This is a genomic window from Paraperibacillus esterisolvens, from assembly GCF_046237625.1.
Lineage (GTDB): Bacteria > Bacillota > Bacilli > Bacillales > DSM-1321 > Paraperibacillus > Paraperibacillus esterisolvens.
Genome location: NZ_CP143545.1, coordinates 1080956 through 1104820 on the forward strand (window position 1 = coordinate 1080956; position 23865 = coordinate 1104820).

At 44.0% G+C, this 23865-nt stretch carries 27 protein-coding genes, 1 tRNA gene and 1 pseudogene; 16 read left to right on the forward strand and 13 right to left on the reverse strand.

Features of this window, described 5'->3' with window-relative positions; genetic code table 11:
• Positions 1 to 643: 643 nt before the first annotated feature.
• From V1501_RS05510 to V1501_RS05525, 4 genes are all read right to left on the reverse strand, one after another.
• Positions 644 to 1507, reverse strand: coding sequence for a ClpXP adapter SpxH family protein (locus V1501_RS05510; protein ID WP_409291829.1), 864 nt, complete (start codon positions 1505 to 1507; stop codon positions 644 to 646).
• Complete coding sequence (locus V1501_RS05515; RefSeq protein ID WP_409291830.1) at positions 1504 to 1908, reverse strand: globin; 405 nt, start codon at positions 1906 to 1908, stop codon at positions 1504 to 1506. Before V1501_RS05515 ends, V1501_RS05510 begins: the two co-directional genes overlap by 4 nt.
• Positions 1909 to 2068: 160 nt before the next feature.
• Entirely contained in the window at positions 2069 to 2734 is a 666-nt protein-coding gene (locus V1501_RS05520) for a lytic transglycosylase domain-containing protein (RefSeq protein ID WP_409291831.1), read from the reverse strand.
• A 33-nt stretch (positions 2735 to 2767) separates the two neighbouring features.
• Positions 2768 to 3343 carry a CYTH domain-containing protein gene (locus tag V1501_RS05525; RefSeq protein WP_409291832.1) on the reverse strand — a complete coding sequence of 192 codons (576 nt, stop codon included), beginning with the start codon at positions 3341 to 3343 and terminating at the stop codon, positions 2768 to 2770.
• Positions 3344 to 3534: 191 nt separating this feature from the next.
• On the opposite strand from V1501_RS05525, the gene V1501_RS05530 reads away from it, so the two are divergent.
• Genes V1501_RS05530 through V1501_RS05540 form a run of 3 tightly spaced genes read left to right on the forward strand, consistent with a single transcriptional unit; the run spans position 3535 to position 5951 of the window.
• Positions 3535 to 4167 carry a GTP pyrophosphokinase family protein gene (locus V1501_RS05530; protein ID WP_409291833.1) on the forward strand — a complete coding sequence of 211 codons (633 nt, stop codon included), beginning with the start codon at positions 3535 to 3537 and terminating at the stop codon, positions 4165 to 4167.
• Positions 4168 to 4191: 24 nt separating this feature from the next.
• On the forward strand, positions 4192 to 4986 hold the full coding sequence (locus V1501_RS05535) for an NAD kinase (RefSeq protein ID WP_409291834.1): 795 nt from the start codon (positions 4192 to 4194) through the stop codon (positions 4984 to 4986).
• Between the two features lie 8 nt (positions 4987 to 4994).
• Positions 4995 to 5951 (forward strand): RluA family pseudouridine synthase, encoded by a 957-nt coding sequence (locus tag V1501_RS05540; protein ID WP_409291835.1) that lies wholly within the window; start codon positions 4995 to 4997, stop codon positions 5949 to 5951.
• Here the strand turns inward: V1501_RS05540 and prpE are convergent.
• Entirely contained in the window at positions 5918 to 6658 is a 741-nt protein-coding gene (gene prpE, locus V1501_RS05545) for a bis(5'-nucleosyl)-tetraphosphatase PrpE (RefSeq protein ID WP_409291836.1), read from the reverse strand. The genes V1501_RS05540 and prpE overlap by 34 nt on opposite strands.
• A 248-nt stretch (positions 6659 to 6906) precedes the next feature.
• Here prpE and mgtE point away from each other — a divergent pair, with 248 nt between their 5' ends.
• The 3 genes from mgtE to V1501_RS05560 all read left to right on the forward strand — a co-directional run bounded on the left by mgtE (position 6907) and on the right by V1501_RS05560 (position 10286).
• Entirely contained in the window at positions 6907 to 8277 is a 1371-nt protein-coding gene (gene mgtE, locus V1501_RS05550) for a magnesium transporter (protein ID WP_409291837.1), read from the forward strand.
• 368 nt (positions 8278 to 8645) lie between these two features.
• On the forward strand, positions 8646 to 9422 hold the full coding sequence (gene fabI, locus V1501_RS05555; RefSeq protein ID WP_409291838.1) for an enoyl-ACP reductase FabI: 777 nt from the start codon (positions 8646 to 8648) through the stop codon (positions 9420 to 9422).
• Between the two features lie 204 nt (positions 9423 to 9626).
• Positions 9627 to 10286, forward strand: a complete 660-nt coding sequence (locus V1501_RS05560) for a CotO family spore coat protein (protein ID WP_409291839.1) — start codon at positions 9627 to 9629, stop codon at positions 10284 to 10286.
• A gap of 288 nt (positions 10287 to 10574) precedes the next feature.
• Here the strand turns inward: V1501_RS05560 and V1501_RS05565 are convergent, their stop codons facing one another.
• The gene (locus V1501_RS05565; RefSeq protein WP_409291840.1) at positions 10575 to 11150 is read right to left on the reverse strand and encodes a CotY/CotZ family spore coat protein; all 576 of its coding nucleotides are present in this window, start codon (positions 11148 to 11150) and stop codon (positions 10575 to 10577) included.
• A 125-nt stretch (positions 11151 to 11275) separates the two neighbouring features.
• Between V1501_RS05565 and V1501_RS05570 the strand changes: the two genes are divergently transcribed.
• The 6 genes from V1501_RS05570 to V1501_RS05595 all read left to right on the forward strand — a co-directional run bounded on the left by V1501_RS05570 (position 11276) and on the right by V1501_RS05595 (position 14534).
• Positions 11276 to 11629: a DUF1360 domain-containing protein gene (locus V1501_RS05570; protein WP_409293260.1), complete on the forward strand. Its 354-nt coding sequence runs from the start codon at positions 11276 to 11278 to the stop codon at positions 11627 to 11629.
• Positions 11630 to 11949: 320 nt separating this feature from the next.
• On the forward strand, positions 11950 to 12438 hold the full coding sequence (locus V1501_RS05575) for a sporulation protein (RefSeq protein WP_409291841.1): 489 nt from the start codon (positions 11950 to 11952) through the stop codon (positions 12436 to 12438).
• 16 nt (positions 12439 to 12454) lie between these two features.
• Positions 12455 to 12925 carry a stage V sporulation protein AC gene (gene spoVAC / locus V1501_RS05580; RefSeq protein ID WP_409291842.1) on the forward strand — a complete coding sequence of 157 codons (471 nt, stop codon included), beginning with the start codon at positions 12455 to 12457 and terminating at the stop codon, positions 12923 to 12925.
• Between the two features lie 3 nt (positions 12926 to 12928).
• The gene (gene spoVAD, locus V1501_RS05585) at positions 12929 to 13942 is read left to right on the forward strand and encodes a stage V sporulation protein AD (protein WP_409291843.1); all 1014 of its coding nucleotides are present in this window, start codon (positions 12929 to 12931) and stop codon (positions 13940 to 13942) included.
• Positions 13943 to 13963: 21 nt separating this feature from the next.
• The gene (gene spoVAE, locus V1501_RS05590; protein ID WP_409291844.1) at positions 13964 to 14320 is read left to right on the forward strand and encodes a stage V sporulation protein AE; all 357 of its coding nucleotides are present in this window, start codon (positions 13964 to 13966) and stop codon (positions 14318 to 14320) included.
• An 85-nt stretch (positions 14321 to 14405) separates the two neighbouring features.
• A complete protein-coding gene (locus V1501_RS05595; RefSeq protein ID WP_409291845.1) occupies positions 14406 to 14534 on the forward strand; it encodes a YjcZ family sporulation protein in 129 nt (42 codons plus the stop codon).
• 62 nt (positions 14535 to 14596) lie between these two features.
• On the opposite strand, the gene V1501_RS05600 is transcribed toward V1501_RS05595, so the two are convergent.
• The gene (locus V1501_RS05600; protein ID WP_409291846.1) at positions 14597 to 14950 is read right to left on the reverse strand and encodes a hypothetical protein; all 354 of its coding nucleotides are present in this window, start codon (positions 14948 to 14950) and stop codon (positions 14597 to 14599) included.
• Positions 14951 to 15106: 156 nt separating this feature from the next.
• Here V1501_RS05600 and V1501_RS05605 point away from each other — a divergent pair, with 156 nt between their 5' ends.
• Entirely contained in the window at positions 15107 to 15361 is a 255-nt protein-coding gene (locus V1501_RS05605; protein WP_409291847.1) for a stage VI sporulation protein F, read from the forward strand.
• A gap of 114 nt (positions 15362 to 15475) precedes the next feature.
• Here V1501_RS05605 and V1501_RS05610 read toward each other — a convergent pair whose 3' ends face one another.
• Positions 15476 to 17719 carry an ATP-dependent helicase gene (locus V1501_RS05610; RefSeq protein WP_409291848.1) on the reverse strand — a complete coding sequence of 748 codons (2244 nt, stop codon included), beginning with the start codon at positions 17717 to 17719 and terminating at the stop codon, positions 15476 to 15478.
• Between the two features lie 169 nt (positions 17720 to 17888).
• On the opposite strand from V1501_RS05610, the gene V1501_RS05615 reads away from it, so the two are divergent.
• The gene (locus V1501_RS05615; protein WP_409291849.1) at positions 17889 to 18188 is read left to right on the forward strand and encodes a hypothetical protein; all 300 of its coding nucleotides are present in this window, start codon (positions 17889 to 17891) and stop codon (positions 18186 to 18188) included.
• A gap of 33 nt (positions 18189 to 18221) precedes the next feature.
• Here the strand turns inward: V1501_RS05615 and V1501_RS05620 are convergent, their stop codons facing one another.
• The 4 genes from V1501_RS05620 to V1501_RS05635 form a co-directional block, all read right to left on the reverse strand.
• Complete coding sequence (locus V1501_RS05620; RefSeq protein WP_409291850.1) at positions 18222 to 18650, reverse strand: GNAT family N-acetyltransferase; 429 nt, start codon at positions 18648 to 18650, stop codon at positions 18222 to 18224.
• A 6-nt stretch (positions 18651 to 18656) separates the two neighbouring features.
• Complete coding sequence (locus V1501_RS05625) at positions 18657 to 19169, reverse strand: YjcG family protein (protein WP_409291851.1); 513 nt, start codon at positions 19167 to 19169, stop codon at positions 18657 to 18659.
• 88 nt (positions 19170 to 19257) lie between these two features.
• On the reverse strand, positions 19258 to 19986 hold the full coding sequence (locus tag V1501_RS05630) for an alpha/beta hydrolase (RefSeq protein ID WP_409291852.1): 729 nt from the start codon (positions 19984 to 19986) through the stop codon (positions 19258 to 19260).
• Positions 19987 to 20222: 236 nt separating this feature from the next.
• Positions 20223 to 20450, reverse strand: a complete 228-nt coding sequence (locus V1501_RS05635) for a hypothetical protein (protein ID WP_409291853.1) — start codon at positions 20448 to 20450, stop codon at positions 20223 to 20225.
• Between the two features lie 203 nt (positions 20451 to 20653).
• Here V1501_RS05635 and V1501_RS05640 point away from each other — a divergent pair.
• A tRNA-Val gene (locus V1501_RS05640) sits at positions 20654 to 20725 on the forward strand.
• Positions 20726 to 21693: 968 nt separating this feature from the next.
• On the opposite strand, the gene V1501_RS05645 is transcribed toward V1501_RS05640, so the two are convergent.
• Positions 21694 to 22926, reverse strand: a complete 1233-nt coding sequence (locus V1501_RS05645; protein ID WP_409291854.1) for a GGDEF domain-containing protein — start codon at positions 22924 to 22926, stop codon at positions 21694 to 21696.
• A 494-nt stretch (positions 22927 to 23420) separates the two neighbouring features.
• Between V1501_RS05645 and V1501_RS05650 the strand changes: the two are divergent.
• A pseudogene (locus tag V1501_RS05650) lies at positions 23421 to 23555 on the forward strand (IS110 family transposase); the annotation flags it as partial.
• Between the last annotated feature and the right edge of the window lie 310 nt (positions 23556 to 23865).

Genomic DNA, 23865 nt, shown 5'->3' on the forward strand with positions numbered 1-23865 from the left:
TCAGCAAGTCTTCTTTATCAGGTTGCGGGTTTTCATAAAGCTAATGGCTTCATAAAGATATCCGTCTTCATTCTGCACACATTGGTTCAGTTTGAAAAGCACCGGTCTCCGCCCTCAAGGCCGATGAGACTACCGCCCGCCCCGCGCAGGCGGAGGGCCTGCAGCGGAATTAACTTTTTAGTTCAATAGCCAAAAATACATGCGAAAAAAGCTCTCATTTAGAATCCCTTGAATCTTTTTCTGTTGTTCAGCATAGAGAGAGCGAGGAATAAGCATAGAAAAAGAAAAGGGGAAGAAATATAGAGCGGGAACAGATGCATGAAGCTTAATATTTGAAAGAACAGAGATAGGACAATAAGAAACAGAATACTGCTATATAAAAAAACCTTCATCTTTCCACTCCTTAATATTCGTTTGTAAAAGAATATGTTTCGTGAAGCGGTTTATACTAACTTTTGTCTATTATGTGAATTTAAACACAAAGTCTTGTAAGTGAAACAGGAATCATTTATAGTGAGAGTGTGAAGTTAATCACACACAAACATATACCCCTTTGTTTGGATCGTGAAGATTTCTCCCAACCCCTTTGTACGTAAAAAATGATAAAAGTCCTTGCTGATGCAAGGACTTTTTTTTACATAATTCAGGAGCGGCCTGCTGAATCAATAAGCTTCCAGTATGGTCCCTTCTTTGAAGGGATCTTTTGTACAAGCTGCCTGAGAACAAGTTTTTTCATTTCCCTTTCCACTTCGGGATAGGCCATGTTGTAGATGAGGGAAATCTCTGAGGAAGCTGCGAGGCCGAATGTCTTCAGGAATACTTCTATGGGCGGCGGTTCATCAGGTTCTGGCAGTACCCCAAGCATTTCTTCTAAAATCTGCTTGTACACCTCGTACGGATAACAGCCCGTCACCTTAATGCCTTCATCTTCAATATTTTGATTAAAGAAGACAAGCGTCGGCAATTCGTATACTTCCATTTCATTCGTAATCTTCAAATCACACTGAAATGCCTTTGCAGCGCTTGCCGACCTGAAATCCCTGATAAATTCTTCGGTATCAAGCTTTGCCCCTTTGGCGCACTCAAAAATAATATCCAGATCAGATATATTCATTCTTTCCAGGAAAAGCATCTCCTGCAGTTTCCTAAGAAAACGAAGTCCTGCTTTCCGGCCCTGCAATTCAGCGGCCTTAATGGCAATGGATGCATTATATGGAGTGGAAACAGGCTCCTGTACCGGAGAGTCCGGGCCGCTCCCTGCCAGGTCCCATCTCTGTGCTATTTTAGCCTTATTCAATGCTGCAAGCCTGGCGCCAAGTACATGCCTGAAGCTGATATAACGGCCAAATTCTACCTGAAGCTTTTTCAGGCTTGGCTCAAGCGACCAGCAGTCTGCACAAAGCGGGTCAATAAAAATATAGATTTCTATTGGTTTATTACCGATGCCATCACAATGCTTAGATTTGATCCATTCAGAAACATTGAAATTGGGCTCTTGAGAGTTCAACTGTTTTCTCCTTTCGCTTCGTTGTCAGGTGTATTGATCATATGCTGGGCCGTTAGAACGAGACGCTGGTAAAAGAATTCACGTATTTCCCCCTCGAGCCCTGCTTCATCCATGGCATCCCTCATGCAGGAAAGCCAGGCATCCGCCCTTCTTGGAGTAATTTCAAATGGCATATGTCGTGCGCGAAGCATGGGATGGCCGTGCTCAGATGTAAAGAGAGGCGGGCCGCCGAGATATTGAGTCATAAATTGTTTCTGTTTCCTTGCTGTTTCAGACAGATCATCAGGGAATAGAGGCACAAGATCCGGATGTTGACTGACTCTAGAATAAAATAAATCAATGATTTCGGATAACTTTTCATTGCCAATCGTTTCATAGGGTGTTCTGCTGCCTTCGATCATTCCCGATTGCTCCTTTATCAGCTCAAGTGTAAACATATTTTATCAACTGGAAAGCAATATCTCAAACATATCGCTTCGAGGGGAAGAAAGCTGTTATAAAACAGCGGTAGAAAAACAGGCCGAAGGCAAAAAAAAAACTGCCTGCAAAAGGGCAGGGCAGTCAGGCTTGATAATAGCCATTTACCTTCTGGACATATTTCTGTGTTTCTTCGAATGGGGGGATTCCGTTATATTTATCCACATTTCCTGGTCCTGCATTATAGGCGGCAAGTGCAAGTGAGGTGTCGCCGTCATACCGGTCCAGCATTTGTTTCAGATATTTGCTTCCGCCCATGATGTTCTCATAGGGATCGAAGACATTTGTCACGCCTAGGCCCCTGGCCGTCTCGGGCATGAGCTGCATCAATCCGCCGGCACCTGCGCCGCTTTTGGCGGACGGGTTAAAGTTTGACTCCTGCTTGACCACAGCCCTGATGAGTTTTGAAGGAATACTATAAGCCTGGGATGCCTTTTCAATCATCTCATCAATATCAGCAGGAGCCCGAAAGGCAAGGCTTTTGGGCACCACAGCTGCTGGAGGAGCGAGAACGGCCCCATAGCTGTTTACAGCTTTTTCACCGACTTCTTCCAATATGCCTTCAATTGCGTTCAGTGTACTTCCGAGGGGAGAGGCAGCCCCGTCTGACTGGCCTTCTTCCTGGAGGAAACCTGTAAGCAGGTCTTTAAATAAGCTTCCGGCGGCACTGCTATTCTTATTTATTTTAATATCTGTAAAGTTTTGAAGGGATTGAATATCTATCATCGATTTTAAATCCTGGATCTTCAACCTGGTCACTCCCTGTATACAGCATTCTTTCGTCTATCCATTGAATTTTGCATCATAAAATCGTTTAACTTTATTTTCGGCATGCCTGACTGGAATGTTAAGCTCTTTTAGTAAATGGTAAAAATTTCTTCTTCCAGACTCTGCATCTTTTACTTCATACTCCAACTCAAAATCTTCTTTTCCAAGGTAACGGCTGTTGTCAAAAACAAGCAGTCCATCCTTATACCGGAACTCACATCTATCCGTTTCGAGTGCTCCAAAAAGTTCAATGTTTCCCATGTCGATTCCGAACCTCTCCGCCTGCATTCGGACAGGTCCTGCCGGGATAGATCCTCCCTCAAGGATGGCCCCGGCTTCTTCCCCGGTCAGCGCCTGATGCGTCTCGAGCAGTCCTTCTGCAGCCGGTTCCTTCAAAGTCAGAGTGAACAGCCCGTTTTTATTGCGTATACGGAGGGCGCATTTCTCATCCTTTAACTTAAAGTCTGCCGTATCAAAATAATAATTTATCTGGGTTTTAAAGTCATACGGGGATATATTGAATTTTTTGGCGGCTGCTTCAAATTCCTCCCGTGTCAGCAAGTTCTTATATTCAATTTCAATCTCCTGCAACGCCCTTTCCTCCTGTCTATATGGCAGTCCTGGAAGCCTGTATGCCCAAAAATGGGGAAGACTGCTTCAATCCTTATGAAATAGGTTCTGTGTATGGTAAAATAATACCGTAAAAAACAAATTGAGATAAGTGGGTTTCCCGTAATTACGAAATAGAAATAATAGAATGGTATTATGGCAGGTGGCGCAGGATGAAGCACTGGGATGATTTTTTGGCCCCATATAAACAGGCGGTAGAAGAATTAAAGGTGAAGCTTAAGGGGATGAGGAGCCAGTTTGAACTTGAGAACAGCCACTCACCCATTGAATTTGTTACCGGAAGAGTTAAGCCGATTGCGAGCATCCTTGATAAAGCGAATAAAAAAAACATACCGCTCGACAGGCTGGGAACGGAACTTCAGGATATTGCAGGCTTGAGGATGATGTGCCAATTTGTGGGAGATATTAAAAGAGTGGTAGAAATTCTGCGGCAGAGGAACGATTTCGAGATTGTAGAGGAAAGGGACTATATTTCCCATAAGAAGAAAAGCGGTTACAGGTCGTATCATATGGTGATTAAATATCCGGTACAGACGATCAGCGGAGAAAAAGCCATTCTGGCGGAGATCCAGATCCGTACCCTTGCCATGAATTTTTGGGCTACAATAGAGCATTCACTAAATTATAAATATAAGGGGCAATTCCCTGAAGACATCATGACAAGGCTGCACAGGGCTGCTGAAGCGGCCTTCTGGCTGGATGAGGAAATGTCCCTGATAAGATCTGAAATTAAAGAGGCACAAAGAGCCTTCTTAAGAAAAACGGAAAGCAAGGAGAAATCATAGATACTTTGTGAAGGGTGGCAGGCCATGAAATATGCGATTACATCAAAGGGCGATGCGAAATCAAACGCGCTGATGCATAAAATGAGAACATACCTTAATGACTTTGATCTGCAATACGACGAAAACCAGCCTGATATGGTAATCTCTGTAGGCGGCGACGGGACGCTTCTTTATGCTTTCCACCGCTACAAGAACAGGCTGGATAAGACGGCATTTGTAGGTGTCCATACAGGACATCTAGGCTTTTATGCCGACTGGACTCCGGATGAAGTGGAAAAGCTCGTGATAGCAGTGGCAAAGACCCCGTTCGAGGTGGTTGAATATCCACTCCTTGAAGTGATCATCCGCTACCAGCATGCCGGGAGGGAATCAAGGTACCTGGCACTCAATGAATCAACGGTTAAATCTGTGGAGGGGACGCTTGTGATGGACGTGGAAATTAATGAGCAGCGCTTTGAGACCTTCAGGGGCGACGGCTTGTGCATTTCCACCCCGACCGGCAGTACGGCCTATAATAAGGCGCTCGGCGGTGCGATTCTGCATCCGAAAATACCAGCCATCCAGCTTGCAGAAATGGCATCCATCAATAACCGTGTGTTCAGGACGATCGGGTCTCCCCTTGTTCTGCCTGCACATCACAGATGCATGCTGAAACCGGTAAATGATGTCGATTTTCAGATAACCATTGATCATTTGACACTCCTTCATAAAGATGTGAAATCTATCCAATTCAGGGTTGCGTCAGAAAAAATCAGGTTTGCCCGTTTCAGGCCGTTCCCATTCTGGAAGCGGGTGGCGGATTCATTCATTGGGGAGTAGGTACACATATGCAGGAAGATTTAAAGATGGAAACACCCTTCAGGCTTGAATGGACAGTCCCTCATGAAGATAGAGGCAAGCTGCTCAGAGTGTTTTTGAATGAACAATCCATTTCAAGGGCTGCGCTTACTGACATTAAATTTGGCGGAGGAAGCATAAAGGTAAATGGAGAGGCTGCAACTGTCCGCCGTCAGCTGGAGGAAGGGGACCTTGTCTCAGTTTCTTTTCCGCCTGAGTCGGCCGGCCCCTCACTGATGGCCGAAGATATCCCTTTAAATATTGTATATGAAGACCATTACCTGCTCGTCATTGCCAAGCCGCCCTTTATGAATACCATTCCATCCAGGGACCGCCCTCATGGAAGTGTAGCCAATGCCTTGGCAGGGTATTATAAAAAGCACAAGATCGCTTCGACCATCCATATTGTGACCAGGCTCGACCGTGATACATCTGGGCTTATGCTCATCGCCAAACACAGGCATGTACATCATTTATTAAGCGTCCTCCAGCAGGAAGGGAATGTAAACCGTTACTATGAAGCCCTGGTCGAGGGGACAATAGAAGGTGACGGCGGCAGGATAGAAGCGCCGATCGGACGGAAGGATTCCAGCATAATCGAAAGGGAAGTCCGGAAAGACGGGAAATATGCCTGTACCGGATATGAGATAAAAGAGAGGATGGGGAGAGGCACTCATATTGCACTGAAGCTGATGACGGGCCGCACCCATCAAATCAGGGTCCATATGGCGCATATAGGCTTTCCTCTTGCAGGTGATGATCTGTATGGCGGCAGCCGCAGGCTGATCAGCCGTCAGGCCCTGCACTGCAGCAGGCTTTCTTTCTTTCATCCGTTTTTAGGAAAAACACTTTCGTTCAGCCAGCCCCTTCCTGATGATATGGAAAAGCTGCTTCAATTATATAGGGATCAGGATTATTCCCAGCCGCGGAACTTTTCGGGCAGATAAGGCATGCCGGATGCGGTACTGACAACGGACAGCTCCGGGTATCTAAGACTGCTGAGCGCTCCGCCAAAGACAGCTCCGGTATCGATGTTGTATGTGTGGCCGGTCTTCTGCACGTCCCGGACAGGGGTATGGCCGTAGACAACGATGGCTTTTCCCTTGTATTCCCTGGCCCAGTTCCTCCTGACCGGAGTTCCATCCGGATTTGTTTCACCTGTAATATCACCATACAGGACAAAGGTCTTGATGCGCGGACTATACCTGCCGATAAATTCTTCCTTAATGCCGGCATGGGCAATAACCAGCTTTCCTTCATCCAATATTTGATAAATAGGCGATTCTTCATAGAGTTCCATGAATCTGGTTTTTATCTTCTCTTTTTCACCGGGACTCAATGATTCATATTCAGCCGCTGTTGTTTCAAGGCCATGTGCGAGTTTAACCGGATTGCCCTTAAAGAAGCGGTATAATTTATCACAGTGGTTCCCGGGTACATAAAAGGCCGTTTTTTTCTCTATGACCAGCTTCCACACTAATTCAGCAACCTTTAAAGAATGCGGCCCGCGGTCTGTCAGGTCACCGACAAAAGCAAGACGTCTTCCATCAGGATGAACTGGAATTCCTTCCTTCCAGGAATAGCCGAGCGAAACTGTCAGCCGATGAAATTCGTCATAGCACCCATGGATATCTCCTATGATATCTAATTTCATTCATAATCCCCCTTTTACAGCTGGCTATCAGATTGTGTTCTTTTCAGGTGTGTTTTGATTTGGTTATTTCGCTTCAGCCAAAATCAGCAGGCCCGCCCACGGCCGCACAATATGTCAAATCAAAGATGGCATCAGTGCTGCATCCCTTTTATCATATTCTGTTTTACCGTTTTCATCCAGGGGGAAGGAATTTAAGAAGCCATCAGACGTTAAATCACTTAACACACATGAAGAAAGGGGGCAATGCCATGGCTGAACAAGAAGGTAAGGAAATAAAGCTTAATGCGGATATGCTGCTGGATGCGCTGAACAATGAACAGATTGATTCATTTCGTGAAGAATTCATGGAAATGCATCCATATGATCAGGCAAAATTCTTCAGCCAGCTCGAGGCAGAAACCAGGTCAAGAATGTATAACTATCTGTCGCCAGAGGAAATGGCTGCCCTGTTTGAAAATTTAAAGTCTGAAGAGGAAGAGTTCGGCGATATCCTCTCTGAGATGAATCCTGCGTATGCCGCCGATATGCTTTCAGAAATGTATGCCGATGATGCAGTGGATGTGCTGAATGAGCTGGATAAGGAACAGGTTGTCAGTTATCTGACCATAATGGACAAGGAAGCCGCTGATGAAATCAAAGAACTCCTCCATTATGAAGAGTACACGGCAGGAAGCATCATGACCACGGAATATGTGGCCATCGCGGCTAACCAGACCGTGCGTTCGGCCATGCATATTCTTAAAAACGAAGCACCGCAGGCTGAAATTATTTACTATATTTTTGTGGTGGATGAAAATAAGAAACTGGCAGGAGTCATATCCTTAAGAGACTTGATTGTTTCAGATGATGACACCATGATCCAGGAAATCATGAGCGAAAGGGTCGTTTCAGTATCAGTCGGGGAAGATCAGGAGGAAGTGGCCAGGCAGATGAGGGATTATGACTTCCTGGCCATGCCTGTCGTCGACTTTCAAAACCACCTGATTGGGATTATTACCATTGATGATATTGTCGATGTTATGGAAGAGGAAGCTTCTGAAGACTATTCTAAACTTGCCGGTGTGCCCGACATAGAAAATGGCGATAGAAGCGCTTTAACAGCAGCAAGGAAACGGCTGCCGTGGCTCGTGATTCTACTGTTTCTCGGCATGTTTACGGCGAGTCTCATCGGCCGGTTTGAAGAGACGCTGAATCAGAAAGCCATCCTTGCCGTCTTCATGCCTCTGATCGCAGGAATGGCAGGGAATACCGGGACTCAGGCACTTGCGGTTGTGGTTCGCGGAATTGCTACCGGTGATCTTAAGACCGAGAGCAAGTGGAAGCTGATATTAAAAGAGGGGAGTACAGGGCTGCTGATCGGCCTCAGCTGCGGCATTCTCGTAACCTTTGTCGTTTATTTCTGGCAGGACGATTTCTATCTCGGCCTGCTTGTAGGTGCAGCCATCATTGTGACCCTCTTTGTTGCCACACTTGCCGGATCATTAATCCCGCTTCTCATGCATAAAATGAATATAGATCCGGCAGTCGCTTCCGGCCCCTTTATTACGACTATCAATGATATTATTTCTGTACTTATTTACTTTGGGATGGCCTCCCTTTTTATCAGCTATTTGAAATGAATCTGCACCCCGGGACATGTCGAGACGGTACATACAACGTTTGGACAGTTGAAACGAAACAGTCCGGGAGGTGCTTTTTTTTTTATGAAAAGGAGGAAGCTGCATGTATCATGCTGTTTCCTCCACGAGGGTATGAACATCATTATGTCTGGCATTCCTGCAGTGCCCTGTTCCGCTCTTAATACCTTATTGTGTTTTTCCTGCTCTTGTCCAGTTTACTTCATGTAGGGCTGCTGCAATCAGAAAACCCATGATTGTTATTATTGTCTCTCTTACATTAGATAAAAGCCTTTTTTCTTGGGGTGAAGTAGGATATAATTAAATTAGGACTAGGTACTAATAACTGTTTATAAATAGGAGGGATTTTCATGAGTTTTTCTTTAAGTGGGAAGACATTCGTAGTGATGGGTGTAGCAAATAAAAGAAGTATCGCCTGGGGGATAGCCCGTTCACTTCACAGCGCCGGTGCGAAGCTGATTTTTACATATGCGGGTGACAGGCTGGAGAAAAGTGTAAAGGAACTGGCGGGCTCACTTGAAGGTGCTGATTCACTCGTCCTTCCATGCGATGTCACCAATGATGAAGATATCCGTAAATGTTTCGGAAAGATCAAAAGTGAGGCCGGTGTAATCCATGGCATCGCACACTGTATCGCATTCGCCAACAAGGAAGAGCTGACAGGGGAATATATGAACACAAATCGTGAAGGATTCCTTCTGGCTCATAACATCAGCTCATATTCGCTTACGGCTGTGGCCAAAGAAGCAAGGGGGTTGATGACTGAGGGAGGAAGCATTGTGACGCTCACGTACCTTGGAGGAGAACGTGTAATCGGGAATTACAATGTGATGGGTGTTGCCAAGGCATCCCTGGACGCCAGTGTCAAATACCTGGCTAACGACCTTGGTCCGGAAGGAATACGAGTCAACTCCATTTCAGCCGGTCCAATCCGCACTCTTTCTGCAAAAGGAATCAGTGACTTCAATTCCATTTTGAATGTAATAGAAGAAAGTGCACCACTCCGCAAAACGACCAGCCCTGAAGAGGTAGGAGACACAGCAGTCTTCCTGTTCAGTGATATGTCACGCGGCATTACCGGCGAAAACATTCATGTGGATTCAGGATATCATATATTGGCACGATGAAACGGGCAGGGGACCTTTGAGTCTCCTGTTTTTTTTGTTGAATTTCATCGGGCTCCGCGGTGTATAGCGAATGCTGCTTAAGCTGTGCAGACCATTTGGCCTGCACCTTTTACCCCCCTATTGATTGTCATAGGACAGCACCGCCTTGAATAGGATGTAGGAAAAAGCATGCCCATTTTTATTTTGAATCCAGGGGGGAAGGTCATGACGGAGAAGAAGGATGTCCGGGAGCAGAAGCCTTTCATGTATATAGTGCAGCCCAAACTGGCTGCGCCTAAAACGACAGTTCAATCAGAAATCAGAGTGAAGAAGACCCATCATGATGAGGTGATAGAAATAGAGGATCTCCCTGAACCGAAAAGTTCAGCTGAACGAGTCCCTCTAATTGATGTAGAGGAAGGCGGGGAGGAGAAAGCGGCCGCTGAAATGTCCCATGAGGTCCAGGAACTGGAAGAAATCCCTCCAGTTAATGAAATAACCGAGATTAACGTGATCAGCATCGCCAGGGAGAATGATCAAGAGGAGGATCACATACAAGAGGGTGACGAAGCTGCCCAGGGGTTTGCTGTGGTCCACACAAGCGGTCCAGAAACACCGGAGGAGACAGGATCCAGGAGGGAGCCCCGCAGGAAGATACAAAAGAAGTTTACAGACATGTCAAGTGATGAACTGCTGGAGTATTTAATCAGGATTCCCCGTATTGTTCCTAAACCGCTATGCGAGATGAGTGTAAACGGAAGGATTATCAGGGGGCAGATAGAAAAAAAGAAAGGCGATACGATCTATATCCGGCCATCCTATGGGACGAATCTGATTTCAGCCACAAAGGAAGAAATTGAATATATCACTTTTCTGACCTTTTAAGACAGCCTCGAATAATCCAGGTGAGGCAGCGGCATCGATACCTGACAAATATAAGAAGAATACAACTGAGGCTCGCACGCCTGCGATTAAGGACCGCTTCGTCAGGCAGCCTCTTTTTTCTGTGAAACAGCTTTTCCAACTTTTTTTAATACAAATAGATAATTTGTCCATACCGTTTATGAAACAAGCCATATATATAAATTAAGAAAAACAAAAGAGCTCCAAACCGGTACTTATCATAAAAAAAACCTGAGGCGGCAATCCTCAGGCTGGTTTAACCTCTTATCTTCAATCGTGAGATTCATCATGGGTCGTTACTGGATCAGCAGCAATGACAGTTGTGGCTGGAAGGCAGGTGACAGAGCAGAAGCAGCTGAGATCTGTTGTGATACAGATTCCAGTCGAAAGGAAAGGCTCTTCAATGTCTGCTGTAATTAATTGGATTTTTCCAACCAGGCTGTCAATTTCTGCTAACTCGTCTCTATCTTCAATCAAGCAGGCAGTAGTCAAAAGCTCAAGAACTGCACAGCAGGTTTCTTCATCTACATCAACAACCCTGAAAACGATGGTTTCAAAGCTGACAAGATGGCTTTGGTTAGAGCCGTGGCACTCCGGCTCCCTGCGGAAACCGAACCCAAGATATGGCAGGCATGTGCTTTTGCATGTCAGTATAACCGGTATTGTATTGAAGGGGCTGCCATTATGATGGTGAACACCGCCAAGTAATTCTCTGATCGATCTATTGCAGCTTGTCGTACAAGTGGATGCCGGTGCATCGGGACTTACTTTTTCTTGTGCTTCTACAATCGCGAGTAAGGTATCACATACACAATTTGAAGTTTCAAAATTCGAACCGCAACTCATAGTTTCTCCTCCTTGGTAAAATGTTAATATTTTCATTAACAGACTATGAAAGAATGGATAAGGTGGTATAAGTCATTAGCCCAATTTTATTAATTTCTTAACGGTCAGGAGGTATGCAGATCTTGATGAATGTAAATTTCCTGCTGATTTTTTTACTCGGTTTGGCTGCCTTCCGTTTAACCAGGCTTCTCGTATATGATAAAATCACTTCCTTTATCAGGGCACCCTTTTTTGATGAAATTACAGAAAAGGATGAACAGGGAAATGATGAAGTGTATATAATACCTAAAAATGCTGGAATCCGGAAATTTTTTGGAGAGCTCTTGAGCTGTTACTGGTGTACCGGAATATGGAGCAGTGCAATTGTACTTGCCCTGCACTTTTTTTATCCAGAGATAGGAAATCCCATCATTCTCATCCTTGCCATATCAGCCATAGCTTCCTTTCTTGAAACAATTAATTTGAAGCTGTTAGGCTAGTACATGAAGAGCAGACTGAACTTTTTCATATGATATAAGGAAGCACAATTTAGAAAGGGGAAGTTTTCAATGGAAAAGAAATCAACCTATTCCCATCTTGAAAAATACCTGGCAAAGCAAAAGCCGGTTAAGATTAAAAAAAATGACTGTGGATGCGGAAAGAAAAAAGCATGAATACAAAAAGCTGTCTCTTCTGGAGGCAGTTTTTTTTGTACAGATGCCCAATAAATCCCATCCGGAGAATAGTTATAAAAATCCAATCTCTGTCTAACAATAAGAGAGCCGAATATAAAAGGACTATTACATAGGAAGTGAAATGGATGACCAAGTTCCCGCGGATGATACGGTTGATTTTACTCACTGGATGGCCGCTTCTTTTGCTCGCCGGCTGTGGAGCCGAGGATGGAGAGGCGAAGAGCAGGGCAGCGCTGATCAGCAGGGTGGAACCTCCTCCTGTAATGATTTCTCCCGAAAGCGTCCAGGCAAAGAAAGAATTAAAGCAGATCAGCAAGGATGCAGCCTCTGTGAACAGTAATTATGATGCAGCGGTCGCCCGCTCGGATGATGATATCCTGGTCAGCTATAAAGTAAAACACAGCCATAGATTCCGAATGAAAAAAATTGAGAAAGAAGTAATAAAGAAACTTGAGAAAAAATACCCGGATTATAAATTCACCGTTTCAAGCGATTATAAGATTTTTCTTGAAATAGTAAGACTTGGTGAGAAGATTGAAGACGGAACATATGACATGAAAGCAGCTAAAAAGCGGTTTAAGGAGATCAAATTATTGAAAGAAGAGCTCACATAAAGAAAGGAGTAAGGGCATGACGAAAAAGAAAATGCTGAATCCGGAGCAGGAGAAGTATCAGCAGCTTCAGAAAAAGAATGAAACTAAACGGCCGGTTCTGAAGAATTGCTTGAAGGCGTTCCTGGTTGGCGGGATCATCTGTGTAATCGGGCAGGCCATCACCTATTTTTATATTTACTTTTTTAATTTCACGGAACAGACTGCTGGAAACCCAACTGTGGCGACCATGATATTCATCGCTATGCTGCTTACCGGCTTTGGCGTGTACGATCATTTAGGGCAGTTTGCCGGGGCAGGAAGTGCCGTCCCGGTTACAGGATTTGGAAATTCTGTAATATCAGCTGCCATCGAACATCGTACAGAAGGACTGGTTCTGGGGGTTGGAGGAAATATCTTCAAGCTTGCAGGCTCGGTTATTGTATTCGGGGTATTTTCCGCCTTTGTGGTGGCTTTAATTAAAACTCTTGCACGAATGATAGGGGGATAAGACTTGCTTACTGGTAAACATACCTGGACATTTTCTAACCATCCAGTCATCCTGTCCACAGGTGTGGCAGGGGGGCCGTTCGAGGCAAATGGGCGCCTGGCTGAAGATTTCGATTTACTTCATGACGATCTATGGATGGGAAAAGAGAGCTACGAACAGGCACATCAATTTTTGCTTGAGGAAGCAGTGAGCAAGGCGCTCGAAAAGCAGCAGCTGTCCAAGGAAGATATCCAGTTCTTCCTGGCGGGCGACCTGGTCAACCAGATTACACCTTCAAGCTTTGCCGCCTCTGCGAACGGGATACCTTATATCGGCTTATTCGGCGCCTGTTCCACCTCGATGGAGGGGCTGGCCATATCTGCTTTCCTTGTGAATTACAGCGGTGCGGAATATATTATTACCGGTGCATCGAGCCATAATGCCGCTGTTGAAAAACAATTCCGTTATCCAACAGAATACGGCGGACAGAAACCGCCCACTGCCCAGTGGACAGTAACCGGAGCTGGTGCAGCCCTTATTGGGAAGAATAATAACGAGGGGGGCCAGCCCTGCATCACTTCAGCCACAATCGGCAAAGTGGTGGATATGGGACTTTCCGATCCGTTCAATATGGGAGGGGCCATGGCACCTGCGGCTTCAGATACGATCTTAAAGCACCTGGCAGATCTAAATGTCGGGCCGGATCATTATGATCTCATTATCACAGGTGATTTAGGGAAAATCGGGAGGAAAACAGCCCTTATGCTTTTACAGAAAAACGGTGTAGAGCTGAATCCTGAAAAATTTCTGGACTGCGGCCTGCTTATTTACAAGGATGACCAGGAGGTTTTTTCCGGGGCGAGCGGACCGGGATGCTCGGCATCCGTATTTTATGGCCATATTTTGAGACGGATGAAGGAGGGGGAATTCAAGCGGGTGCTGGTTGTTGCCACTGGAGCCCTCCTTTCCCCACTGACTGTCCAGCAGAAACAGAGTATACCCTGCATCGCCCATGCAGTAGCGGTTGAAATGATATAAGACGAAAAGAGGAGGAATATCATGCTAGCAATGTTTTTTTGGGCCTTCATTGTAGGCGGGGCTTTCTGCGTGATCGGCCAGCTTCTCTTTGATGTGGCCAAGCTCACACCTGCCCACACAATGAGTGCCCTGGTAGTGGCCGGGGCTGTCCTGGATGGGCTCGGCTTATACGAGCCGCTCATGGATTTTGCTGGTGCGGGGGCTACGATTCCCATTACAAGCTTCGGGAATTCCCTCGTGCACGGAGCGATGCAGGAAGCTGAAAAACATGGGCTTGTAGGAGTGGTGACCGGAATGTTTGAAGTAACCAGTGCCGGTATATCAGCTGCCATCATTTTTGGCTTCATTGGTGCATTAATATTTAAACCGAAAGGCTGATGCCTTAAAAAATACGGCCGGCCTACACATCCATGCGCTATATCTCATAGTCTATATATGAGCTTAGCAAAGTGAGGTGATGGGCATGTCATACGGCTATGGAGGCTGCGGCTATGGCGGCTATGGATACGGTGGCGGAGGATATTCAACATTCGTGTTGATTATTGTGCTGTTTATCCTTTTGATTATAGTAGGCGCAAGTTTTTATTGTTAATAAAAAAACGGAATGAGCGCTCATTCCGTTTTTTTGTGTGTGAATTTAGCCCGCAGCACTTCTCATTCATCCCCGCTGTCCGAGGAGGATTCATCGAACCAGGCAATGGAAGACGACTCGCTTTCTTCATTGCTGCTGGACTCGCTTTCTTCATTGCTGCTGGACTCTTCTTCAGATTCCTGGGATGATTCCTCACAATCAGAGGATGAGGATTCATCATAAATAGAGCCGCCGCCCGAAGATTTATCAGAGGACTCCGGCTCCTCGTGTACGTCTGCTACCTTTTCTTCCGCACCTGATGAGGAGGAAGAGGAAGAGGAAGATTCATTGTCATCTAAAAAGCGTGAAATGCGAAGCGGCTTTACTGAATCATCCATGTTCGGGAGGTTTGCAAAATTTTTGCCATTAAAAATCATGATAAAGGACTCCTTTCAAATGGTTTCACGAACATTTTATGTAAGGGTGCAGAAAAAGGTGCGGACAAGAAATTTTGCTTTCATTATATTTGCCGGGAAAAGCACCTTCACTGATTCCGCTCATAAAATAGCTGTACAGAGAAGGAGGGCGTAACAATGGATAACAATTTCTTTAAGAATATTGAAAAGAAAACCGGAGTGAATATGAAGGACGTATTGGAATTGGCGAATTCTCTGCAAGGGGCAAATTTCAGTGATGAAAAGACTGTGAGAGGCGTCATAAAGCGCGTTTCTAAAATTGCCAATAAACCAATTTCATCTGAACTGGAAGATAAAATTGTGCAATCGATCACCAAGGATGGAAAAAACCTCGATTTTAACACGATCTCTAACATGCTGAATAAAAAATAAAATGGATCCTGCCAAAAAAGGCTCCTTTCCTATCCGATGAATCCAGCCTGCAGCCAGGATATATTCAGCGGGGGAAAGGGGCCTGTCATCTATTTGGAATGGACAGCCTTTAGATTATTTCTTCAGCATGCGCAGGAATCTTGAAGGAGATGCGGCCCTTCCCCTGCGTGTATGTGGGATGGAAAGGTACAGTTCATTCCTTGCCCTTGTAGCGGCCACATACAGCAGCCTTCTTTCCTCTTCCAGGGGACCGGTGTCACCCTTGCGATAGGAATCGAGGGCATAATCATGCGGCAGGCCGCCGTCCACATTGCCGATTACATAGACAGTCCCATATTCAAGCCCCTTTGACCTGTGGATGGTCGTAAGCTGGATAGCCTGGCTGAAATGCTTGGAAAGCTTCTTTACTTCAGAGTTCATACCCTTCATATGTTCTGCATGATCAAGGAATTCTGCAATTGTCCTAAAACGGCGTGCAGCCACTTTTAAATCCCTGACATCATCCGAACCTCTTTCCATGAAATTGCCTTCATTTCCGCGTTTTTTAATGAAATCCTGAAAACCCAGCTCTTTCTCAACAGCTTCAAGCGCCTGGACGGGAGAGAGGTCCTTCAGGGAACCAATTTGCTGAGGCAGCTTCTTCAGCTTTTTCTCCTGAAAGGCAAAGCTGGTCTTTACATAAGAAAGAGCCTGCAGGAGGGAACAGTCGTTTAAGATGGAATCCGCCTTTATCTGCCTGAGCACGTTTTGTTTAAGGAAGAGGGAAGGCATTAGATCTGTGATAGCATCTGTGCTTTCTGGATTAAGACTCAGCCTCAGGTAGGAAAGCATGCTCCGGACTGTTTTCCTGTCATAAAACGAATCTGCATCCTGGTCGATGGCAAAAGGCAGGCTGCTCTGGCTCAGCCTTTCAAAGATGGCCCGGGACATGGAATGGGTGCGGTATAGGATGGCAAATTCCCCCGGGTTCCGTCCTGCTGCAATTTTTTCCTTCAGATCAGTTACAATCATGGTCGCTTCCTGTTCTTCATCATAGGGAAAGAAAAGCATGGGCGGAGGGCCGTCATCATGCTGGGCATTCATTGATTTTTCACGCCGGTTGGAATTAAGCCGGATGATGCTGTTTGCCGTGCCCACAATTTCATGGGCAGAGCGATAATTATTGGTCAGTTTAATAACCTTGGTTCCATCAAAATCCTGTTCAAAAGCACTGATGAAAGCAGGGTCGCTCCCCCTGAAGGAATAGATGCTCTGATCATCATCGCCCACTGCACATATATTTTGCGATTTTCCGGCCAGCAGGCGGATTAATTCATACTGGACCTTATTAATATCCTGGAACTCATCTATCAGAAAGTGAGTGAAACGCTTCTGGTATTTTTCAAGAATTTCCGGATTTGAATCTAAAAGGAGATAACAGCCGAGAAGCATATCATCGAAATCATATTTCTGATGATTAACTTTATATTCTTCATATTTTCGATAAAGGAATAAGCACTTTTCCTCCCAATCATCCCCCGCCTTGATGCTGTCTGGAAACTGCAGGGAGTTTTTCCAGAGGCCGATCTGCTGAAGAGCCTGATCGTAGGCAAACAGCTTTTCATCCAGGTCACGTTCTCTTCCGGCGGCCTTCACAATCTGCACTTTTTCCCATTCCCATTTTAGTAAAGCCTCTTTTGTCCATTTGCCGGGTTCGTGGTGTATAAGGATCCGATAAAAGATACTATGGAAGGTGCCGCAGATGAGCGAATTTACATCCCGGCGTGAAAGCCCGGGGAATGAGAGCAGCCTTTCCTTCATTTCCCTGGAGGCTTTAGCAGTGAAGGTTACGAGCATGATTCCCCCGGGGTCTATGCCGTGCCTTGCAATCATATAGGCCGTTCGTGCAGTCAGTACCCTTGTTTTTCCACTGCCTGCTCCTGAGAGGACCAGAACCGGACCATCGACTGCCATCACAGCCTCTTTTTGCTGTAAATCAAGCTGAATGGGATCCTCTGAAGATGCTGCTGTCTGAAGGGCAGAACGGAAAACAGGGTTTGTCTTTACCCGGACTGCCTGTCTCCATGCCGCTGCCGGTTCAGATCCAGCCGTTATTCCGCGGGATCTGGGTAGCCGAAAACCGTCGTGTAGAGCGGCAGCCGGTTCTGCCACCCGTGCTCCTGCTTCCCTGCAGTCCATCTTATTGGATGAATGAAAGAAATGTGGTTCGTTTTCAATGCCCAAGTATAGCTTGACCGCATCTCTGCAGACAAAACAGGAAAGCTGGCCCCGTGTTCCATCATCATATAAAGCCTGCAGCTCGGAAGGGTCTATCGTATCTAAATTGAATAATCTTTCATTTTTCATCGCTTTTTTCATGAAGTCCTACCTCATTTACTAAAACAGTCAAAGTTCATCATAACAAAACATATGCCAAATCTAAAGAATAACAAAACTTTAGAAAAAAATATGTTTTACAGACAGAAAAAACGGGTAAAGGGAGAATAGTATAATAAAAAGATTTGTTCAAAAGGAGGGGCATGCTGCTTTGTCATATTTAACTCCAATCACAGACTATCAGACCGTTCAATATGCTGCCAGAACCGCTGGCGAACTAGAGAACACGAATGGGTATGTAAAAGGCACCACCCCTATATTCCGGGTAGAATTAGCCAGGAAACAGGAAGCAGAAAAAGAGGGAAGCATACATAATTTTAATGATAAACCGGATAGTAGTAAAGCCCTTTTTTCCTTATCTCACAGTAAGAAAAACTTTGTTCCAATGGAGATCTTGCAAAAGGCAGCTGAAATAACCGGTAAAGGCCAGTTTTTTCAAACCTATATTTAAAATAAAAAAGCCACACCATATGGTGCGGCTTTTTTATTTTATTAAATCCTTAGTCATTGTCCGATGAGGTATGCCGGCATCCAAAAATTCCTCGGAAATGGCAGTATATCCGAGCCGTTCATAGAAGGGGATGGCTTGAATCTGTGCATTCAGCTTCATCTTATTCAGGCCCTTGTTTACGGCATATGCCTCCAGGGCTTCCATAAGCAATCGGCCAGCCCCGCTTTTACGGGCGGAATGAAGAACACAAATGCGCTCGGCCTTGCCGATTCCATCCAGAACCCTGAACCGGCCGGCCCCGGCCGGTGATTCCTTATAATATAGAAGAAAGTGGACAGCTTCTGCTTCATGCTGATCAATTTCTTCCTCCAGAGGGACCTTCTGCTCTTCGACAAAAACTTTCTTCCTGATGGCATAAGCCTCCTGGAGCTCATCTTCTGTTTCTACAACTTTAACATCCACGTCCTACTATTCCTTTCGCAGGCGGAATGTTTCATAAACAGTCCAGGACCCGTTTTCAAGCTGATAAAGCAGATGGAAGCGGTCAATGACCTCTTCGTGTGTGATATTCAGCATCTTGAGCTGGTTCAATACATCTGAATGTTCATCCTCAGAAAGATTCTGCCCGATGGTAATATGCGGTGTAAATTTATACTCAGGAGAATCACCAAAGAAATTATCATGCATAGCCTTGTGAAGGCCTTCCAGTTCAGGAGTGGGCTCGACTTTTAAGTAAATGACGTTATTGACAGGCTGAAAGGAGCTTACCTTTGTCACGTTCATAGTAAATGGCTTATACTGGCTTGCAAGCAGTTCCAGCCGGTCTGCGATTTCCTTGATCCTGTCATCTGTAGCCGTAAAGGCATTTTTCAGGGTCAGATGCGGTGGTATCAGGGCATAATGGGAATCATAACGTTTACGGTATGAATTGACTAAATCCTGGAGCTTCTTGGATGGAAAGATGGCAACGCCGTATTTCATAGAACTACCTCCCAATAATAAAAAGATATCGTTATAGTATTATAACAAATTATTTGAATAATAAGCCAATTTGAATGAGGAACTTATATTAAGGAGCCAGTACTTTCCCTAGGGCCCGCTTCAGATCCTTTTGCCAATACTTCCAGGTATGCTCCCCTTCAAATTCTTCATAGAAATAAGAGAAGTCCTTCTTTTCAATCAGCTTGTTCAGCTCCCTGTTGGGATCAATAAAGTTTTGCTTTCCGCCGCTGGTCACAGGGACTTCGGTCTCGCCCTTCCCGATAACATGGTAGATATCAATAAGGGATGGATCAGCAAACTTCTCGACAGCCGCAAGCACTTTCCCGTCGACATAAGGGGATTGGAGAATCACACTTCCAAATGTATGGGGATATTGGAGGGCTGCCTGCAGTGATACGGTTGCCCCGAGTGAATCACCGATCAGCACCCTGGCCCTGGCCATATTATAAACAGGGAATTCCTGATCCAGGAAGGGGACAAGTTCTGATGCCAGAAAACGAATGTAGGCTGCCTGTTTTTCACCGTCAGGATGATATTTGGTCCTGCGGTCCATAACATTTTTATATGGAATGCCGACAATGATTGTATTCTGCATCTCCTTATTATATAGAAGCTCATCAGCTGCCCTGCCAATCCGCCCAAGCTGAAAATAATCCCGTCCATCCTGGGCAATCAGAAGTGTGTATTTGTACAGGGGAGAAAAGGATTCCGGGAAGTAGACCAGCAATTCCAATTCTTCATCAAGCGCACTGCTGTATATTGAGTATTCTTTGATCTTTCCTTGAGGTGCCGGCATAAAATCCTCCTTATTAAAATGTTTGAAATGTTATTTTTATATTACCATAACAGAAATGAGAGCGCTCTTATCTTCTGCAGGAAGCCGGGATAAAATTGAAGGCCCTTTTGTGTAAGAGTGGAGGGAAGGGTTATAAAAAGCTGGAGAAATGCCTTTGGCAGGGGAATTTAAGGCAAAATCCGAGATATTATCAGGAGCAGGCCCTGTAAATCGAAAGCAGGCTGCATTATAGCTGCTTAAGAGCCTGTGCCGGCATGATAGGTGCTCCGGGCTGGTATGGCTGAGAGGATATTTGCAATTTTAAAGGTACGCTTCTGATTTCTCAAAAAACAAAAAGCCTTAATATGAGTTTCCGTCATTTCCAATAAAGTGATCCTGCGCTGGGACAGCCCCTGGTCTTCTGCCATATAGATGATTTCCAGGCTCCGCTGTTCTTTAAGGCAGCGCGACAGCAATGGTTTCATATAATTCACTTCCTTTTACACAATTAACTTATACTTTCATTATATGCGAACATATGTTTTTTATCCAACGAAAAGAGAATGTTTGTTCGTATCATTTCAAAACATGTTCGGATCTAAAATTTAACGAATATTTTAGCCGGTTATTTAGTTAAAAGGCATTGACTTTTCCGTTATTATAATTATAATAATATATATGACATTAAGATCTGATAGTTCAGCGGGAGAATACATCCTTGACAGGGATGGGGTCGGGGGTTCGAATCCCTCTCAGATCATTATTAGAAAAAGGCTGAAACCATTGATTTATCAACGGTTTCAGCCTTTTTTGATGTGTGCTTATTTATTTTCCCATGGTTCATTTATCTTGCTGCTCACATCTTGCTCACATTTATAATTCAACACCATATGAAAGAGGCGCCGAAAGTGAGTGGCATTATAAATAATGCTTATTAAAAAAGATTTAGAAATAACATTCGACGAAGGTAAAGTTACTTTGAACGGGAAATCTTTAGCAAGTGATACAGTAGTTAAGAAAGCGTGCAATTATAGGCTTGTGTTCCGGATGCGGCAGGAAATAAAACATCAGTTTTTACAATTGATTAAACCCCTCCTGCAGCACTGGAGGTTACTACGAAGGTTCGGGTGGATAATGTGAGCAAGTGTGTGATATTAGATTAAAATAGAATACAAATCATTAAAAATCAAGGGTCAATCAAATCCAGTAAAAAGACAAACTGTAAAAATGTCTTCTTAAAAGAATTGGCCTCTTTTTCTGCTTTAGGTGAATGTAGATTTGTAACCATTTGGTAGAGGGGATAATTAACCAAAATGCTCTATGTTACATAGCTGGACAGCGTGCTATTATTATAATTGTTGTGGAAATTTAAGGTTAATTTATTAAGTTGAAAGTTGATTTAAGATATTGAGTTTGTAGATTCAAATGACTTTCAGAATATTAATATGACCTTCGGTGGAAATCTTTCCGAAATTAACGTGCCTAAATTGTTTATTACTAGTAATAGGACAACAAATGTTGATCAAAGCATTATTGCTTATTTGCAAGGTACTAAAAATGACTCCTATTAGCTGGTTTAGCTGATAAAGACTATACAAAAAAGAACTTCCTAGAAAATTGGAAGTTCTTTTTTCATCTTATATTAATATTAAACTATAACAGAGCACAATTATAGATTAAGGCACGGCATACTTTCAGCCGCCCGCCTGGCAGATGGCTGTATGACCTTTAAAGTTCTAAGCCATTTTTTACGGAAACCCTATTACGTCCCAGTTTTTTAGACTGCAGGAGCAGCTGGTCTGCGAATATATATCCCTTTTCCATAGAGATTTGTCCTCCCAGCTTGAAATAATAAAGGCCGAAGGAGGCGGTATAGGCAATGGGGATTTGCTCATTGTTAAATTCTGCGTCGACTGTGCTTTTTTCTAGTGTGCTTAATAACTCATGCAATGCTTGTACATGATCTTCAAAGCCTTTACCCCTGAGAAAGAGGGTGAATTCTTCACCGCCGCTCCTGAATAAATAGTCTTCGGTTCCTATAATATTGCTGAGGGATAAGGCGAAATGCTGAATTACCTTGTCGCCTACTGCATGATTGAACCGGTCATTTATGTTTTTGAAATGATCGATGTCTGCAACCACGATTCCTATGCATTCTCCGATCTGGTTCAGCTCCTTCATTTTCTTATCCATATATGCCCGATTGGATATTCCGGTTAAGAAGTCCGTATAAGCCATCTGTTCAAATTTATCCCGTTCATTTTTATCCTGAATGCTTTGCGCCTTAGAGATAAAGGACCGGCTGACCAGATAATTGAGAATGAATAAGCTTAGCAGCATGTCCCACTTCTGTTCTTGCAGGAAAAGCAGGAGCAGGCCATTGGTGAATGACAGCTTTCCTATGTCCAGGATACTTCTGGTTTTAATAAAATCAATGGCTTCGGACAGTGTCTTCAATTCCCCTAAGAAGTAGAAGCTGATAATGAAATAGAGATCGGATAGCAGGGAAGTGATTGTTACCAGCAGAATCATCATAATCCAGAACCCAAAGGGAATGTTATGAAAGACGGGGGATAACTGGATGTATAAATAATAGGCAATCGAGTGATTCAGTGTGAAGGATCCTATATTATATACAGTGTCGAGAAATTCAGATGGATCAGCGGTTTTTGTGCGTTTCTTATTAAAATAAACAGTGAGCCGGTAAAGGACCTCGAAAATGAATAAACCAAAGGGACCTGCAAACAGGCCAAACGATAGACTGTACGTTATCCCATAGTCTATGGGAGTGCTTCCCTTTTTACTGACAATCCGCAGATGAAAATAGAGATTAGAGAATAACCAGTACAAGGCAAGGGCCTTGATATACACATTCATTTCAATAAAAAGGTGGGGAGTATGGATAGAAATGGCCAGTGATGTGAGAAATAATGCAAAAGTGAAAAGTCTGTCTCTCAGCATAATAGTGAATTACCCCTTCGAAAATAAGGGAGCACGGCCTTATTCTTTTCCGTAAAAAGGCCGTGACCCTTGTCTGTTACATAAGACCTAATAACCTGGCTAATGAAGATATGATCTTTTGGAAAAAACTAATATTTTATCATACTATTTTACTATATATCCTTTTTTTTGCAACCAGGTAATTAATAATGAAGCTAACAAATGGAGCCTGCCGGAAGAAAACCTAGTATAGATTGGCAGCGCTTATGTCAGAGAAAATTAATCCTTTCGAAAATATTATCGGTTCCCTTTCTTGTTTATTAAATACAGCGTTTTTGGCACCTGAGTTTTTTTCGTTATTTTCGGAATGGCAAGCCTTAATATTACAATATCAATAAAGAACAATTAGCATCGCGGATAAAGCAGCTGTTTAGTTATGCTCATGCTGTTTTTCCTGTTATGTTTTTTTGGCTATGTTAGTTACTGGCAAGTACATTCAATGGGGGAGATGATAATTGAATCCAGTAGTGGGCCTGGACGTGGCCAAAGGAGAAAGCGAAGTTCAAGCCTTTTTAGATAAAGATAAGCCTTTTGGGAAAGGTTTCAGTTTAAAGCATAACAAAGAGGACTTAGAGTCATTTGTTTCTTTTTTCCGAAAAAACAGGAAATATTATTCGAAGAAGAAATTGATCAAAAGGAGTTTGTTAGCATCATTGATTGCTTTTACAAGCAAGAATGTTATATTTATGCGATTATTCCTGAATTTGAAGAACACTTATTAAATGAAGCATTAAACCAAAGCAAGAAACAGATCCTTGCTTTTTCTCTTTGTCTGGTATTTTGTCCAAAAAATAAGAAGAACATTTGCGGCAGCGGCCAGCTTGAATTATGGCTTTCCTAACCAGAGAGCTTTTTTTAGCGTAACTTTCTCCTTTTCATTAAACAAGAAAAGCCTGGTAT